Here is a 16,887-nt window from a genome sequence, read left to right on the forward strand (position 1 = left end):
TAGATCAACGAGCGGTTATTTTCAAGCAAAAATTGAACGGGCGTTTGAATTTTGTTGTCAATATAAACGTCCAGTAGTGAATAAAGTGGAGAAGTGAAAGTGAAAAGGACAGTCAGTTGGCTGGTATCGAGCGTTTTAGTAGGCAGTATGACAATGAGCTCTGCCAGCGCCGATAACCATCAAAATGCCGAGCAGTCTATCGAACAGTCAATGAAACCTTATCAGGCTGATTATTTGATCACGCGTGGTGATAGCGAATATGGAGAAGGCTATCGTTACCTGGAAGTGTCGCCTGAGGACGAATGGCAGTTGCGAACGAAGTCCGACATTTCCTGGTTTATTTTGTCCGATACGCGTGAAGCTCGCTCCGTATTTATTGTGGATGAAAAAAATAGCCGATTGGAACCGCGCGAATTTATTTATATGAGAACCGGAACGGGGTCGGATAAGTCCTTTCATGGCGAATTTATAGCGGATGAGAAGAAAGTCCGTAACGTTGATACCGGGCGCATGCTGGATGTGAACTGGGAAGATGCCTTGTTAGATGAAGCCAACGTGACGGAGCAGTTGCGTGTTGATTTAGCCAATGGTTCTGAAGTCTTCGAATACCGGCTTGTTGATGAAAAAGGGAACGAAGATGAGTACCGTTTTGAGGTATTAGCGCGAGACCAGCAGTTATCTTTACCTTATGGTGAGGTTAAAGCAATAAAAGTAGGGCGCATAAGGGATAATAACCGGCGTCAGACCTTTTTCTGGTTTGCGCCGGAGCTAAACTATGTGATGGTTAAAATGCAGCAGTTTAAAGAAGGTGACGAGCAAGCGACCATGTCGCTTAAGAGCTTGTCTATGTAAATTAATCTGCTGCGTAGCCTTGGGCGCCTAGCACTTCGCCATCGAGGGTGACGCGCCCACCTTCCAGTTTCAGACGCCCCTGACAGAACCAGTTAACCACCAGTGGATAAATACGATGTTCCTGCTCGTGAACCCGGGCCTGAATATCTTCTACCGTGTCGCCTTCGAAAATAGGAACCTTAGCCTGCAATGCGACCGGACCCCCATCCAGCTCTTCTGTTACAAAGTGCACACTCACACCATGTTCGGTATCGCCTGCGTCCAAAGCTCTTTGGTGCGTATTCACCCCTTTGTATTTGGGTAACAAAGATGGGTGAATATTAAACATGCGGCCTTCGTAGTGGCGCGTAAATTCGCCTGTCAGAATACGCATAAAGCCGGCAAGTACGACCAGATCGGGCTGGTAACTGTCTATCAATGTCTTTAACTCAGCGTCATAAGCTTCACGAGAGTCAAACTCTTTGTGGCTTAACACTTCGGTATCAATGCCTTTAGACGAAGCTTTCTCTAAACCTTTAGCGGAGGCTTTATTGGAAATAACCGCAACAACTTTACCGGCGACTTTACCGTCTTCGCAGGCCTGTTGAATGGCCTGCATGTTACTGCCCGTGCCTGAAATTAGTACAACAATACGCTTCATTAGTGAGTCTCGTCGGCCAGAATGTCGACTTGCTCTTCACCTTCAGCTGCATTGGCAATACGGCCAATTTTCCAGGCGTCTTCGCCAGCATCGGTCAGAATGTGGATGGCTTTGTCTGCGTGCTCGTTTGGAACCGCAATAACCATACCCACACCACAGTTAAAGGTGCGGTACATTTCTTTCATGCTGACATTGCCGTTTTCTTTTAACCAGTCGAAGATAACCGGCCAGTCCCAGCTGTTGCCATCAATAACGGCTTTACTACCTTTAGGCAATACGCGAGGGATGTTTTCCCAGAAGCCACCACCGGTAATGTGTGACAACGCGTGTACCGGTACGTGTTTAATCAATTCCAGAACCGATTTCACATAAATGCGTGTAGGTTCTAATAGGTGGTCTGCCAGTGTTTTCCCTTGCAGGTGAGACTCTAAATCTGCGCCGCTGACTTCAATAATTTTCCGAATAAGCGAGTAACCGTTCGAGTGAGGACCACTTGATGCTAGGGCGATTAGAGCGTCGCCGTCGGCAACTTTAGTGCCGTCGATAATCTCTGACTTTTCGACCACACCCGTACAAAAACCGGCTAAGTCATAATCGCCGCCTTCGTACATGCCTGGCATTTCTGCGGTTTCGCCACCAATCAGGGCACAGCCTGATTGCTCACAGCCGTCACCGATACCGGCAACCACATCGGCTGCTACGTCAACGTCAAGTTTGCCTGTTGCGTAGTAGTCGAGAAAGAACAGAGGCTCAGCACCCTGTACAATAAGGTCGTTAACGCACATAGCAACCAAATCGATACCCACACCACGGTGACGTTTAAGATCGATAGCTAAGCGTAATTTGGTACCAACACCGTCGGTTCCGGAAACCAGAACCGGTTGCTTATAACCCGCCGGAATTTCACACAGAGCACCAAACCCACCAATGTTACCCATGACTTCAGGGCGGTGCGTGCGCTTGGTAACGCCTTTAATACGTTCAACCAATGCATTACCAGCGTCAATGTCGACGCCCGCGTCTTTATAACTTAAAGAAGGTTTTTTATCGCTCACAGAATAATCCCGACTGGCAAAATTTGCGCGCAAGTTTAACACGATTTAGGTGATAAAAGGTAGCTCATGCCGGCGCTTATTGAATCACTATTTTTGAGCAATAAATCGATAACCGACACCGGGTTCTGTTTCTATATACTGGGGATGTGCCGGGTCGTCTTTCAGTTTTTTACGAATCTGACTGACGAAAATGCGTAAGTAATGGGTGTCTTCGTGGTGAGTGTGTCCCCAAATTTTTTCCAATAGCTGTTGCTGCGTCACCAGTTTCTGTGGGTGGCTGGCCAGGAAGTCAAGCAGGGCGTATTCTTTACGAGATAAGTTAACGACCTGATGTTGCAAAAACACTTTATGTTGCTCACGGTCAATTAGCAGCTCACCAAAACGAAACTGGGTTTCAGCAGTGGGCTGTTGTTGATCTGAAAGGTCGCGCAGTAGAACATGAATACGAGCCATCAGCTCACGAATGCCAAAAGGTTTGGTCAGGTAATCATTGGCCCCGCCTTCCAGCAGTTTGACCTTCTGCAGTTCGTCATCGCGTGCCGTTAATACCAGCACGGGTACCTGACTCCATTCGCGCAATTGTTGCATCACTTCATAACCGTCAGCGTCCGGCAGACCTAAATCCAGAATAACCAAATGAGGATTCTGACTGGTAATTTGTTTTATCCCTTGCTCGGCAGTTGTCGCCTCCAGATAAGCATAGCCTTCGGCGGTTAGTGAAGCGCGCATAAAACGCCGTATCTGCGGCTCGTCGTCAATGACTAAAATGCGGGTTCCAACGGTGTTGGTTTGAGCATTCATTTGACTTCCTCGGTAATGATGGCCCACGGCAAAGCAATTCGGATTAAACAACCATTGTTGCTGTCTTCAATGCTAATTTGGCCATTATGAATATCGATAATTCCTTTCGCAACGGACAGCCCCAGACCTGTGCCGCCGGTGCCTGAGTCTTTTTCTCGAGAAGAATAAAAAACGTTGAATACTAATGCCCGCTTATTTGAATCAATACCGGGACCTTCGTCTTTAATATCGATAATGATAGAGCTATCAGTTTCGTATAGCTCTATAGAAACAGGGGCTGTGTCGCCGGAAAAGCGCAGAGCGTTATCAATGACATTAAAAAGAGCTTGTTCAAGCAATGAAGACTGCACTTCAACCATAGCGTATTGCAGGCTGTCATGGACTAATAGTCGCGACTGAGCGGGAAAACGAGCAATCGTTTTACTGATAACCGGGCGTATATCCTGTACTGCGTGCGTTAAACGAATTTCACCATGCTGTAGCCGCGTGGCTTGTAGCAGGTTTTCAATGTAGCGATGCAAACGGTCGCTTTCATCCAGAGCGCCCTGGAGAAGTTCAGCCCGCTCTTGTTCGGGTAAACGTTCCTGATAAGCTTGTAAAGTACTTAAGTTGCCTATGACGCTGGCAAGCGGCGTTCTCAAATCGTGTGATACTGACAACAGAATATTTGAACGTAGCTGAGCTTGACGTAAGCTCTCCTTCTGGAGTCTGAACGATGTCGCTAAGTGACTGGTAATAACGGCTACGGTAATAAAGACAATTGCTGTCACAATTTCATCGATGTCGGTCATGTGCAGTGAATAGCGAGGCTCAGTAAATAGAAAGTTGAACAACAGTAAAGCTGCAATTGCCGCCAATAAAGCAGCACGAAAGTTGGTCAAAAATGCGACCAATAATACGGCTAGTTGCAGAATCAATACCGTGCCCGATGTCGGTAGTAACCAGTGATCAAGCAAGTAAGAAAGGCCTGCAGCTATGCCGGTAATGACAATAGCTGCAATGTAGCCCAGCCAGGGTTGCCTACTCATTTGTTAATCTCATCTGTTAATCTCGCCAAAACTGAGGAAGTAGCAATGTTAGCAAAGTAAAGTATTCAAGGCGTCCTAAAATCATAGCCAGAGTTAGCACCCAAGTGCCACTATCACTTACTGGAATGAAGTTACTCGAAACTTCACCAAAACCCGGACCTAATACGTTTAAACAGGCTGAAACAGCGGTAAATGCTGAAAAGAAGTCGAGTCCCGTCAGCATAAGTATAACGGTGAATATTAAGGAGCTAATAGCAACTAATAACATAAAACTCATAACGGCCTGAATGACGTCTGTGGTAACTGCTTTACCCTGATAAACCACTTTTATAATGGCACGCGGATGTATTGCTTGTAGCATTTGGTGCTTGATTACGCGCATAGTAATGACATTGCGGATGAACTTATTGCCTCCTGCAGTTGAACCGGCACAACCTCCAAGATAGCTTGCGGTGACTAGAAAACCTGCTGTTGCAGCTGGCCAGACCGAAAGATCATCAGCTCCGTATCCGGTGCTGGTCATAAAGGAGATAACATGAAAAACCGCTTGGTTGAGTGATTGCGAGAACGAGTCGTGAGTTTGTGAGTTAAAAGCCAGAGCAGTGAGAATAACACTGAAAATGGCTAATGCGATTAAAAACCAACGGGTTTCCTCATCCTGCCAGTATCCGCTTAAAGCTCTACTTGAGAAAAGTTTATGGTGAAGTGCAAAGCTAATGGCACCAAGAATCATAAATACGTCTGCGACTATTAAAATAGCCGGTTGCTGAAAGTGACCCATACTCGCGTCGTAAGGCGAGAAGCCGCCGGTAGAGACAGTAGTCAGGCTATGGGCTATAGCGTCAAAAGCCGACATTCCGGCTAACCAGTAACTGCTGGCGCAACCTATTGTGAGACACAGATAAACCAGCCACAGGTAACGACTGGTGCTGGCAACTCGAGGAGCCAGTTTATCATTCTTAATAGGCCCCGGAGTTTCAGCTTTTAATAAGCGCATGCCGCCGACATTTAACATAGGAAGAATGGCGACCACAAAGATAACGATACCAAGCCCTCCCATCCACTGCAGGAATTGGCGGTATAGCAAGAAGCTTCTTGGCATCTCATCCAGACCGGTAAGAATAGTTGCACCGGTGGTGGTCATGGCACTTACGGATTCAAACACGGCATCGGTGAAACTGACACCCGTAACGGACATGATGGGCAGAGCACCTAAAACACCCATGAGGATCCAGGTAAAAGAAGCAAAGGCTAATGCTTCCCGGAAAAATATTTTTTTCTGTTCACCGCGGTCAGTCCGGATAAAGAGAAAAAAGGCCAGGATAAGACACAGCAACGAGGGGTAAATAAAGTCGGTAAAGGTTTTGTCCCTAAAAACAAAAACTGAGAGTAAAGCAAAAAAGAACTGAATAGAGGCTATCCAGATCATCGGCCAGGTCAGTAGGCGCAAAGTTGCTTTTAAATTCACGATAACCTCGTTTGCTGAACCTGATTGGTCTATTAATGACAATAATCTTTGCGCGCGTAAATTCTCTATACCGAAAACCTCTTTAGGCGTAAAATCTGCGTAAAATTAAGGGGTTTTTAATATGGCTTGTATTCAACCTGCGCGGAATGAGCATTTAGATGCGGTAACTGCGCTGGAAGCTCTTACTTTCCCCGAAGATGCTATTAGTAAGCGTAGCTTTCGGCGGTTCATAGAGTCATCCACTGCAGACTTTCATGTGTTGGTGGCCGATGCCCGGGTAATTGGCTATACCGTTGTTCTATATCGAAATAATACTAATCTGGCTCGGCTCTATGCGCTGGTTGTCGATGAAGGCTGCAGGAGTCGGGGGTATGGACGGAGTTTGCTACAAACTGCAGAAGAGCTCGCGGATAAGCGACATTCACTGTTTCTGCGCACCGAAGTAGCCACCTCTAATACGGTTGCGCAACAGTTGATGAATAGTGAAGGGTTCCGTGCGATAGAGCTGCGCGAGGCGTATTTTCCTCCTTCATCTTCACAATCCACCGACGCATTAGTTTTACAAAAGCTGCTTCCCCGATATGAAATGGGCGAGGACTCCGGTGTGGGGGCAACGGATGAATATGTTCCTATGCTGACTCAGTCGACAGAGTTTACCTGCGGACCAGCCAGCTTGTTAATGGCGATGGATTATTTCGGCCGGCCGAGCAGCGATCCGCAAGCTGAAGAGCTGGAAATTTGGCGTCAGGCAACCACCATTTATATGACCTCCGGACATGGTGGTTGTGGGCCACATGGGCTGGCGCGCGCGGCGTATCAACGTGGCTTGAAAGTACGGGTGGAAGTTAATACCGAGCAGCCCCTGTTTGTAGATTCAGTTCGTCAGGAACAGAAAAAGACTGTGATGCAGCGTATACAGCAGGCCGATATGACCTATTTACGTGAACATGATGTGCCCATTGTTGTACGTGATTATGACGTTAATTTAATAAAAGAAGATTTGAGTCAGGGTTGTTTAATTATGGCGCTGATTTCAACTTATCAGTTCGACGGTATTCGCGCTCCACACTGGGTTTTAATTTGCGCCGCAGACGATGACTTTATTTACATCAATGACCCGGATTACGATACGTTACCCTGGGAATCTCCAACTGAACGTCAATATTTGCCTGTGCCTATAAGTACTTTCAGCAAAGCCTTTGGCTACGGCGGTCGTAAGCAAAAAGCGGCGGTTGTGCTTTGTGCTAATTAGGTAACAAAGTGATCAATTGCCCTTGAATTATCCGTAATTATGCTCAAAGTCATGTAACAGTACCAGATGATAAAGGAATTCCTTATGAGCTCAGCATTTGATGATTTTGAACTAAAAGGCCACAAACTGGAAAACCGTTTTGTCGTCGCCCCAATGACACGAACCAGTGCCGATAAAAAAGGTAAGCCAACCGAGTTAATGGGTGAATATTACGAACGCTTCGCCAAAGGTGGCTGGAGTATGATCATCAGTGAAGGCGTTTACACTGACCGCCAGGCAAGTCAGGGTTACGAAAACCAGCCGGGTATTACCGATGCTCCTCAAACCGATGCCTGGAAAGAAATTGTCGAGCGTGTTCACAAGCACGATTGCAAATTCATTATGCAGTTGATGCATGCTGGCGCCCAGTTTCAACACAATGAATACACCGATACGCCAATTGCACCTAGCGAAGTAAAGCCTAAGGGCGAGCCATTAGATTTATATGGTAAAACAGACGGCTGGCCTGAAGTGAAAGCCATGGATGAGACCGATTTTGATGCTGTTATGAACGGCTTTGTTGGTGCAGTAAACCGCGCTAAAGAAGCTGGTTTTGATGGTATTGAGCTGCATGCGGCTAATGGTTATTTACTGAACGAGTTTTTGAGTGATTACTTTAACCAGCGCCCGGACCAGTGGGGCGGTAGCATGGCGAAACGTATGCACTTTCTTGAGTTGGTAGTTAAGGCGGCGAAATCGGCAGCCGGAGACGACTTCATTGTTGGTGTGCGACTCAGTCAAATTACGGTGACGGATTCAGAATATCAGTGGCCGGAAGGTGAAGACGCCATGATAAAAGTGGTTAAGGCTATGGATAAAGCTGGTGTGGATTACATTCATACAACAGACACTGATGTTATGCGTAAACCGTTTAAAGGTGGAAGCAATAAAACGTTGGGTGATGTTGTACAAGAGTTCTCAGATATTCCGTTAATTGTTAATGGCGGCATTAGTGAGAAAAACTATGAGCATGTAGCGGCACATTATCCGAATGCGTTACTGGCTATGGCGAAAACGTCATTGGCGAATCCGGATTTTCCAATTCGGATAAAGTCTTCTGAGCCATTACGCCAGTTAGATTTTGCCATGCTTCAACCAACCGCTACACTTGAAAATGAGTGGAAATGGCGGGACGAAAATGACGCGCACATTGAACTGGATTGAAGCGGTTTTTAAGTAGCGGACAGGAGGTTTCTACGATGAAAAAAGTAGCAGTTATTTTATCCGGCTCCGGTGTCTTTGACGGCGCCGAAGTGAACGAAACGGTATTGACGTTATTGCATATAGCGAAGCAAGGCGCAAGCTACGAATGTTTTGCGCCAGATATAGAGCAGATGCACACCATTAACCACCTTAAAGGTGAAGAAAGCGGTGATAAACGCAATGTGCTTGAGGAAGCCGCGCGCATTACCCGTGGTGAGGTCCGGCCGCTAAGCGATTTAGATTCAACTGAATTTGATGCGTTAATTTTGCCAGGCGGCTTTGGTGTGGCGAAGAACCTGTGTGATTTTGCTGTAAAAGGCGCCGATATGACGGTCAATGACGAGGTTTTAAAAGTTGGTAAGGCTTTTGTCGATGCCAAGAAACCTGCGGGCTATATGTGTATTGCGCCAGTGTTATTGCCGCATATTTACGGGAAAGGGGTCAAAGTCACCATCGGTAACGATGGCGAAGTAGCCAGCGCTATTAATAAAATGGGCGGCGAGCATGTGAACTGCGGTGTTCGCGATATTGTTGTGGATGATAAACACCAATTAGTTACCACACCAGCCTATATGCTGGCCGAAAACTTGCCAGACGCAGAAGAGGGCATCAGCAAATTGGTTGAAAAAGTCTTATATATGGCGGCCTAGTAGCTGAATTAAAGCCCAATAAATAACCGCTTGAGTGCGGAACTTATAGCACTTAAGCGGTGTCTGAGTTATAGTACACAGATTACGTAAGTAATAGCTTTGGGGCTGATCTGGATTCGACGGGATACACGAAACCCAAGGTGCATGCCGAGGTGAGGCAGGCCTCGTAAAAAGCCTCAACCTAATAGTTGCAAACGACGACAACTACGCTCTAGCGGCTTAATAACCCGCTAAGCCCATCCCCCGGCGCTTTGTCTGCGAGACCGGACCAGGATGGCTCAACCTAATGTAGACTCGCGTGGATGCTTTGTCCGGAGCTGAAGCGTTAAACTTAATCGGACTCGTCAGTTGTGAAGCCTGTCAGTCGGCGTCACACTGATTAACTAAAAGACTGACTAAGCATGTAGGACCGAGGATGTAGGTATTGCGGACGCGGGTTCAACTCCCGCCAGCTCCACCAATTCCATAAGAAGGCCGCTCATTTGAGCGGCCTTTTTTTATAGCTTTGGTTCTTTCCTAGCTTGGCATCTCACTTCAGATGCTGAACTATTGCCTTGTTTTCCACGGGCCAAATGCAATGAAATAGAGAAGGATAATATTGGCAAAGGGAATCAGAATTAATATTCCTAACGGGCCCGGATAACCGATGCGCTGACATATTCGCCATGCGGGAATGACGAAAATAATACCAATCACTAACATCCATAAAAATCCCATACCACCAAACATTTCGTGACTCATTGGATTTTCTCCTTGTTTAACATACGTATCAACCAAGTTAGACTCTAATTAATTAATTTGCAAAGTATAAGCTCTGCGTGCGTGCTTGTATTCTCAAGTAAGCGACTATAACGGCTGTACAGGCATGGCACTACGTCATTGTTCTGTAGTTTCGGTATTATTTGTGGGAGGAAACTAGGCAGTGAAGGTCTTTGCAACTACTTTATTAAAAAGCAGGAATGAATCTGGTAGGAGTATTATTTTAATTCGCTGATCGAATTAAAACCTAAAAGCTGGGATCCGATAATGACTGAGTACAGCCATGAACACGAAAATCAAGATGGTTACCGTAAGAATAGTTTAAGTCTCTGGGGTGCAGTTTCACTGGGAACCGGTGTGATGATTGGGGCCGGTATTTTTGCACTTACCGGACAGGTTGCTCAGCTGGCGCGTGAATGGTTTGTTTTGGCTTTTATTTGCGGCGGCATTATTGCCGGATTTAGTGCCTACTCTTACGTCAAATTAGCTCAGGCATATCCGTCGGCCGGGGGCATCGCAATGTTCCTTAGCAAAGCTTATGGTAAAGGCAGTATTACGGCGATATTTGCTCTTTTGATGTACTTCTCAATGGTAATTAATGAGAGTTTAGTTGCTCGTACATTTGCCTCGTACACGAGCCAGTTAATTCTTTTTGAAGCGCAATGGCTCATTCCGGCACTAGCCGTTGGCCTGCTAATTATCGCATTCCTGATTAATATTTTAAGCAATGAGTTTATTCAGACCTTTTCCTTTTTTATGGCGTTTGTTAAAGCTGCTGGCTTAGTTGTTTTAGCGGCAGGCGGGTTGTGGGCGTCTGGTGTTCAGTTTGAGTCAATATCAGCTATTCCGGAAGAGGCTTCAACAGGCGGCATATTAGCGGGCATCGCACTGAGTATTTTGGCCTATAAAGGGTTTACTACGATTACCAATAGTGGTGGTGAAATTGTTGATCCGAAAAGAAATGTTGGGCGTGCAATCATTATTTCACTTGCTGTTTGTGCTGTTATCTATGTGCTTGTAACCCTCGCCGTTGGCTCAAGCCTGTCAATAGACGAAATTGTGAAAGCTAAAGATTATGCGTTAGCTGAAGCTGCTCGCCCGGTTTATGGAGAGACGGGGCTATGGATTACAGTAGCCTTCGCAATTGTAGCCACGGTATCGGGAGTTATAGCCAGCGCTTTCGCCGTATCCCGAATGCTGGCAATGCTAACGAATATGAAGCTGGTTCCTCATAGCCATTTTGGCATGCCCGGATCAATTCAAAAACACACTCTTGTTTATACCATTGTTATGGCAATGATATTGGCGGCGTTCTTTGATTTGACCCGAATCGCTTCGTTAGGAGCTATCTTTTATATCGTTATGGATATCGCCATTCACTGGGGCGTATTGAGACACCTTAGAAAAGAGGTTAAGGCAAATGTTTTTATATTGCTGAGCGCAATTACTTTGGATATTATTGTTTTAGCAGCGTTTTTATGGATTAAGTGGAATAGTGACCCATTGGTTATTTGGGCTTCACTAATTGGAATGGCACTGATTACAGCCGGAGAAGTTTTGTTCTTACGTCGGAAACGTATTTAAAAATAGCGCTAAGCGCTCTTTTTAGAACATGGAAATAAACATCCAGACAGCCATTGCTACCATCATGATGTTTTCGGTTAATGATATAAAACCCAAGGGCACATTACCTGATCCGCCCACACACGCACATTTAAGTTCTCTTTTATCAATATATACAGCTTTGAATACTGATACAGCACCAATTGAGCCGATGAAAAATGCAACGGGAATAGATATAACGCTCGCAAATTCGGCAGCCATTAATAAACCGGCTAGGCCTTCAGCAAAAGGATAGATCTTTCCGTAAGGAACCCATTTTTTTGCGAGTAAATCGTAGTTTAGAAACATGGTTGAGAAAGCTTCTACGTCTTGTAGTTTGAGCAGTGCCAACACAACCATGGAAAAGCTAATAAACCACTCAACAGTTTGTATGGATAAAAAGCTGCCAAATGCAAGCCAAGAAGCAGCAATAGCAAGCAGGGCTGTCATTGCGAATAAAGCAATAACCGGTTGATAGCTTTTCTCGTCTGGATCCGGGAGAGGCTTTCCTAAGTGCTTCCGAACTTCTTCGTAACCTCCAATTCTTTTGTCATTAATGTAAACCTGTGGAGTCGTTTGTACATTTTGTTTTTCTTTAAAGCGGTCGGTTTCTTCACGGCTTGTTAATAGCTGATCATCGACAGTGTAGCCATTTGATTTCAACAGGTGTTTTGTCTTTAAGCCATAAGGACATTGATGCTCAGCCGTGGACATACGGTAGAGTGTTGCTTCTTTTTCTGTGTGACTCATAGGTAAACGCCTCCTTAAATGATTACTTTGAGGGTAGTAATCTTTCCTGCATTCGGAAAGTCTTGTAACTGTGGGAGTTAGGAGGTTGATTTGGGTCAAACGTTCTATGGCGAGATTGTCTATACTTAACTTGAACCCCCCTTTACTAGGAGTTTTTATGACAACCAAACGTGGGAACTGGACTGGTCTGCATGGAACCTCTGTGATTGTTCTAATCGGCGTAGCGCTTTACTTTCTCTTCGTGGAACACGCAAATCATGTTCTGCCCTATCTACCTTATTTCATCTTATTGTTATGTCCGTTGATGCACTTATTTATGCACAAGAGCCATAGCGGAAAGAAACATGACGATGCAGATCAGAGTATAAAAGATGCTTATCAACGAGGCCTGGAAGAAGGGCGAAAACAGTCAACTGAGAATTCCAAAGATTAAGTGAGATTTTAGCGAACGGCTATTCTTTGAGTTATCGCCTGAAGGAGAATTATGAACAGTCCAAAAAAAGATAACAGGAATCAGGTAAAACTCACTGTGCCGGGTATGGGCTCGGATCACTGCGCAGGTATCGTTCGGAAAACGTTGGAGCGATTAAAAGGTATCGAGCATATCGAAACGAGTATTGCCAGTCACAAGGTGTACGTGACATTAAGTGACAGCGGACCAGACGCTAAACAGCTTAAAGAGGCTGTGGAAAAGGCCGGCTATGATGTTGCTCAAGTATCGACCTCGAATGACAGTGAGCGAGATGAGGATGCAGCAATTGAAGAGGCGTATTTAACGAAGGCTGGAAAGCGACTGTGGATTGCTGGGATCCCCACCACGCTTATCATGCTGTTGATGGTGCCGCATATGTTTTGGCAACCGATCCCAGGTTATCTAGCCATTATAGCTGTACTGGCATTTCCTGTCGTATTTCTGTATGGCGGAGCTGCGACTCATAAGTCTACCTGGCGTTCGCTCACCAACCGAACATTTAATATGGATGTTCTGATTTCTCTTGGGAGTGTTCCCCCTTATATCATTGGTCTGGTCGGCTTTTTCTACACCATGACCTCATTTATCGAAATGGCTGCCACCATTATGACGTTTCATTTGCTGGGACGTTATCTCGAAGCAAAGGCTAAAGGGCGCGCGTCTCAGGCAATTCGTAAGTTGATAACCTTAGGTGCAAAAACTGCTCGTGTAGAGCGAGATGGTAAAGAGTTAGAAGTACCTGTTAAAGAGCTAAAACCCGGCGACATTATGGCGATAAGACCGGGCGACAAAATACCGACAGACGGTGAGGTTGTGGATGGTGAAAGCCATCTGGATGAATCCATTGCCACTGGCGAGTCAGTTCCCGTTTACAAGTCCGAAGGGGATACTGTCATTGGTGCAACGATTAATAAAGAAGGCCGTTTACGGGTAAAAGTTACCAAAGTCGGCGACGATACCTTCTTATCTCAGGTCATCAAGCTCGTTGAACAAGCCCAGGGCTCGCGGGTTCCTATTCAGGAATTTGCTGACCGTATGACTGGCCGCTTTGTCCCCATCGTTTTGTTCATTGCATTGGGAAGTTTCATTGTATGGCTGCTTGCGGCAGATACCTTGCGACCCATATTGGAATGGGGAGCCGGTTTTCTGCCCTGGGTTGACCCTAATGCCAGCAGTTTAGTATTGGCTATATTGTCGGCAATTGCGGTATTGGTTATTGCCTGCCCCTGTGCGTTAGGTTTGGCAACGCCCACGGCTTTGATGGTTGGGTCAGGCATTGGTGCAGAGCGGGGGATTTTAATTCGCTCTGGCGAAGCTATTCAAACCTTCAAGGATATTAAAGTCATAGTGCTGGATAAAACCGGTACGATTACCCGTGGCGAGCCTAAGTTGACTGAAGTAGTAGCCGCAAAAGGTATTAATGAGCAGGAATTATTGCAGTGGGCGGTGACAGTGGAAAACGCCTCCGAACACCCAATTGCCAGGGCCATTGTTGAAGGGGCAGGTGAGCGTAATGTAACGCCGGGAGAGGTTACTGAGTTTCGTTCAACGGGTGCGCGAGGTGTTTCCGGCAAAGTTGATGGTGGCTTTGTTTTAATTGGTAACCGTAGGTTGCTGGACGAAGAAAATGTTTGTGGTTTGACGGATTTAGATCCGGAGTTGAATGAACTGGAAGGCAAGGGGCGAACAGCCGTTCTGGTTGCGGTTGACGGCAAAGCATGCGGTATTGTTGCTGTTGCCGATACCATCAAGCAGGAGTCGGTAGCAGCCATCCGCGGTATGCACGAGCTTGGTCTTCATGTGGTTATGATTACCGGTGACAATGAGCGCGCGGCACGTGCAGTGGCTAACGAAGTGGAGATCGACGAAGTGCAGGCCGGAGTTCTACCCGCTGGAAAAGTTGATGCGGTGCGCGCTCTACAGGAAAAATATGGTAACTACGTTGCTATGGTCGGTGACGGTATTAACGATGCTCCAGCGCTCAAGCAAGCTAACGTCGGTATAGCCATTGGAGCCGGTGCCGATGTCGCGATTGAGGCTGCCGATGTAACTTTAGTACGGGGCGAGCTTACTGGTGTTGTAGACGCGATGCATTTGTCGCGGGGCACTTTCGGTAAGATTGTTCAAAATCTAATCTGGGCTAGCGCCTATAACGTCGCTGCCATTCCCATTGCTGCAATAGGCTTGTTGCACCCCATGATCGGTGTGGTTGCGATGACGGCCAGTTCGTTGTCAGTAATTGGTAATTCACTGTTATTAAAGCGGCAATTTTCAAGTAAAAATGAGCAGCGCTGAGTTTGGGGAGTCGTAGGAGATAAGCATGAGCGATAATGAACATCGTGTAGGAGTAAAAGAAGTCAATCTGGTGATACGTCATTTAAAGTTGGAGTCGACGAGTCCGGCAGATATAAAGGCTGCTATTGTCGAGATTGATAAGCTATTCGGTTTAGATGCTGTGTCGTTCGATGAAAAAGCGCAGGTTTTGAACCTGGCTTATGATGCTTCGCACCTAAGCCTTGATGCGATAGAGGATGTACTGCACCGTTTTGATATTGAAATAGGTCATGACTGGTGGACACATATTAAAGAGGACTATTACAAGTACGTAGACCAGAATGTAAAAGACAACGCAAGCCATACTCCCTGGAGTTGCCATCAAAGCCCTCCCGGAGCAGGTAGCAAGCGAAAATAGAACGCGGATGTAGAGGAGCAATATAATGCAAGTTGAAACAATAAGAGATGTGCTGAATTGGACGGTTTCGTTTCATCAGAATTTGAAGGACTGTTTAAAGCACTGCTCTAAGCAAAATAAGGATGAGCGTTCGCAAATGATTCTAAGCTACCTGGCTGAACACGAAGGCAGTTTAGAGCGTATGGTCAAAGGGTTTGAAAATACGGCTGATGAAAAGGCTTTGAATACATGGTGTTACGATTATATCGAAAAACATCCAATTGTTGAGCATGGCCATTGTGACTCTCCCTATAAAGAATTAGATATGTCGCACATTATGGAAAAAACGGTGAACCATCACGAGCAAGTAATTGAGTTATATACTCATTTATATTCTCGTGTTGATACAGACGGGGCGAAAGGGCTGCTTGATACCATAAAAGATGTTGAGGAAAACGAGATAAAACGGATGGTACAAACAGCTAACCGTTTTTCAGATATGTAGTTGGGAAAATCGAGCCTGGCCGACCAGGCTTTTTATCCGAAACGTTATGATCCAATTCCCCTTTATAAGAACTACTATTCAACACATGTTTTAGTTAAAGGACTGCGATCATGACTGATAAAATTAAAGCGTTAAGACTGAAAGAGCCATTCGGGCTTGATAATATTCAGGTGACAGAAATGTATGATCCAGGCCAGCCAGGGCCTGGAGAAATTCGTGTAAAAATAAAAGCGAGTTCGCTTAACTTTCATGATTACGGTGTCGCGGCCGGCTTTATACCGACCGAGGATGGGCGTATTCCTATGTCAGACGGAGCCGGTGTAGTGGAAGCTGTTGGCGACGGAGTGGAGGAGTTTAAGGTAGGGGACAATGTCGTTTCTACCTTTTTCCCGTACTGGCAAAGTGGGCCGGCGCCTGTTGGCGACTTCCGCAATACACCGGGTGATGGAATTGATGGCTACGCCAGGGAAGTCGTAGTGCGCCCAACTCAGTTCTTTACTCACCAGCCTAAAAATTACAGTCATGCTGAATCAGCTACCCTGACCACGGCCGGGCTTACTGCGTGGCGTGCTCTGGTGGTAGACGGCGGCATTAAACCGGGGAACACGGTGCTGGTACTGGGTAGTGGCGGCGTCTCCGTATTTGCCTGCCAGCTAGCAAAAAGCCTGGGTGCGACCGTATTTGCAACTTCGTCTTCCAATGACAAGCTGGAGCATTACAAGAGGTTGGGAGCGGATCACCTGATCAACTATAAAGAAGACCCTGAATGGGGTAAAACAGTTCGCAAATTGACCAATGGCCGGGGCGTTGACCACGTCATTGAAGTCGGCGGGCCGGGTACTTTGCCTCAGTCTATTAATGCTGTCGCTATTGCAGGTCATATTGCGCTAATTGGTGTGCTAACCGGAAGTGAAGGTGAAGTTCCAACTGCAAAACTCATGGCTAAACAAGCTCGTTTGCAGGGACTCATTGTAGGCAGTTGTGACCATCAAAAAGACTTTGTGCGCGCCTTAGAGTCCAATGGCGTTAAACCGGTGATTGATAAAACCTTTGCGTTGGAAGAGTTGGCTGACGCCTTTCGTTATGAGGAATCAGGCAAACACTTCGGTAAAATTTGCATAGAGCTTTAGGCTCAGATAG

Annotated in this window: 17 protein-coding genes and 1 other RNA gene; 11 read left to right on the forward strand and 7 right to left on the reverse strand. The window is 46.2% G+C overall.

Translation table 11 applies throughout. The features are described from left to right. The first annotated feature begins 99 nt into the window (after positions 1-99). Positions 100-852 (forward strand): DUF3108 domain-containing protein, encoded by a 753-nt coding sequence (locus tag ACP7FG_RS00140; protein WP_439225167.1) that lies wholly within the window; start codon positions 100-102, stop codon positions 850-852. A 1-nt stretch (position 853) separates the two neighbouring features. Here ACP7FG_RS00140 and purN read toward each other — a convergent pair whose 3' ends face one another. The 5 genes from purN to ACP7FG_RS00165 form a co-directional block, all read right to left on the reverse strand. Beyond that, the gene (gene purN / locus ACP7FG_RS00145; protein ID WP_224797268.1) at positions 854-1,492 is read right to left on the reverse strand and encodes a phosphoribosylglycinamide formyltransferase; all 639 of its coding nucleotides are present in this window, start codon (positions 1,490-1,492) and stop codon (positions 854-856) included. After that, positions 1,492-2,547 (reverse strand): phosphoribosylformylglycinamidine cyclo-ligase, encoded by a 1,056-nt coding sequence (purM, locus tag ACP7FG_RS00150; RefSeq protein ID WP_199494580.1) that lies wholly within the window; start codon positions 2,545-2,547, stop codon positions 1,492-1,494. The genes purN and purM overlap by 1 nt, the downstream gene beginning before the upstream one ends. Before the next feature lie 87 nt (positions 2,548-2,634). Then, positions 2,635-3,348, reverse strand: coding sequence for a response regulator (locus ACP7FG_RS00155; RefSeq protein WP_439225169.1), 714 nt, complete (start codon positions 3,346-3,348; stop codon positions 2,635-2,637). After that, positions 3,345-4,376, reverse strand: a complete 1,032-nt coding sequence (locus ACP7FG_RS00160) for a sensor histidine kinase (RefSeq protein WP_224797270.1) — start codon at positions 4,374-4,376, stop codon at positions 3,345-3,347. The genes ACP7FG_RS00155 and ACP7FG_RS00160 overlap by 4 nt, the downstream gene beginning before the upstream one ends. Positions 4,377-4,392: 16 nt before the next feature. After that, on the reverse strand, positions 4,393-5,844 hold the full coding sequence (locus ACP7FG_RS00165; RefSeq protein ID WP_224797271.1) for a TrkH family potassium uptake protein: 1,452 nt from the start codon (positions 5,842-5,844) through the stop codon (positions 4,393-4,395). Between the two features lie 121 nt (positions 5,845-5,965). On the opposite strand from ACP7FG_RS00165, the gene ACP7FG_RS00170 reads away from it, so the two are divergent. From ACP7FG_RS00170 to ssrA, 4 genes are all read left to right on the forward strand, one after another. Further along, on the forward strand, positions 5,966-7,096 hold the full coding sequence (locus ACP7FG_RS00170; protein ID WP_224797272.1) for a peptidase C39 family protein: 1,131 nt from the start codon (positions 5,966-5,968) through the stop codon (positions 7,094-7,096). An 84-nt stretch (positions 7,097-7,180) separates the two neighbouring features. After that, a complete protein-coding gene (locus ACP7FG_RS00175; protein WP_222235495.1) occupies positions 7,181-8,299 on the forward strand; it encodes an NADH:flavin oxidoreductase in 1,119 nt (372 codons plus the stop codon). Positions 8,300-8,334: 35 nt separating this feature from the next. After that, a complete protein-coding gene (gene elbB / locus ACP7FG_RS00180; protein WP_054488264.1) occupies positions 8,335-8,988 on the forward strand; it encodes an isoprenoid biosynthesis glyoxalase ElbB in 654 nt (217 codons plus the stop codon). A gap of 101 nt (positions 8,989-9,089) precedes the next feature. Then, positions 9,090-9,448, forward strand: a transfer-messenger RNA (tmRNA) gene (gene ssrA, locus ACP7FG_RS00185). A gap of 86 nt (positions 9,449-9,534) precedes the next feature. Here ssrA and ACP7FG_RS00190 read toward each other — a convergent pair. Further along, positions 9,535-9,729 (reverse strand): hypothetical protein, encoded by a 195-nt coding sequence (locus tag ACP7FG_RS00190; RefSeq protein WP_439225170.1) that lies wholly within the window; start codon positions 9,727-9,729, stop codon positions 9,535-9,537. 285 nt (positions 9,730-10,014) lie between these two features. Here ACP7FG_RS00190 and ACP7FG_RS00195 point away from each other — a divergent pair, with 285 nt between their 5' ends. Then, positions 10,015-11,331 carry an APC family permease gene (locus ACP7FG_RS00195; protein WP_439225171.1) on the forward strand — a complete coding sequence of 439 codons (1,317 nt, stop codon included), beginning with the start codon at positions 10,015-10,017 and terminating at the stop codon, positions 11,329-11,331. Positions 11,332-11,352: 21 nt separating this feature from the next. Here ACP7FG_RS00195 and ACP7FG_RS00200 read toward each other — a convergent pair whose 3' ends face one another. Continuing rightward, on the reverse strand, positions 11,353-12,099 hold the full coding sequence (locus ACP7FG_RS00200; RefSeq protein WP_439225172.1) for a MauE/DoxX family redox-associated membrane protein: 747 nt from the start codon (positions 12,097-12,099) through the stop codon (positions 11,353-11,355). 157 nt (positions 12,100-12,256) lie between these two features. On the opposite strand from ACP7FG_RS00200, the gene ACP7FG_RS00205 reads away from it, so the two are divergent. The 5 genes from ACP7FG_RS00205 (at position 12,257) to ACP7FG_RS00225 (ending at position 16,877) form a co-directional block, all read left to right on the forward strand. Further along, entirely contained in the window at positions 12,257-12,532 is a 276-nt protein-coding gene (locus ACP7FG_RS00205; RefSeq protein ID WP_439225173.1) for a DUF2933 domain-containing protein, read from the forward strand. Between the two features lie 51 nt (positions 12,533-12,583). Continuing rightward, entirely contained in the window at positions 12,584-14,866 is a 2,283-nt protein-coding gene (locus ACP7FG_RS00210; protein WP_439225174.1) for a heavy metal translocating P-type ATPase, read from the forward strand. 25 nt (positions 14,867-14,891) lie between these two features. Then, positions 14,892-15,263 carry a cation transporter gene (locus ACP7FG_RS00215; protein WP_439225175.1) on the forward strand — a complete coding sequence of 124 codons (372 nt, stop codon included), beginning with the start codon at positions 14,892-14,894 and terminating at the stop codon, positions 15,261-15,263. A 25-nt stretch (positions 15,264-15,288) separates the two neighbouring features. Further along, positions 15,289-15,747 (forward strand): ATPase, encoded by a 459-nt coding sequence (locus ACP7FG_RS00220; protein ID WP_439225177.1) that lies wholly within the window; start codon positions 15,289-15,291, stop codon positions 15,745-15,747. 110 nt (positions 15,748-15,857) lie between these two features. Continuing rightward, complete coding sequence (locus ACP7FG_RS00225; RefSeq protein WP_439225179.1) at positions 15,858-16,877, forward strand: zinc-dependent alcohol dehydrogenase family protein; 1,020 nt, start codon at positions 15,858-15,860, stop codon at positions 16,875-16,877. The last annotated feature ends 10 nt before the right edge of the window (positions 16,878-16,887 follow it).

This window comes from Idiomarina sp. ST10R2A5 (assembly GCF_051842325.1).
GTDB classification, from domain to species: Bacteria; Pseudomonadota; Gammaproteobacteria; order Enterobacterales; family Alteromonadaceae; genus Idiomarina; species Idiomarina abyssalis.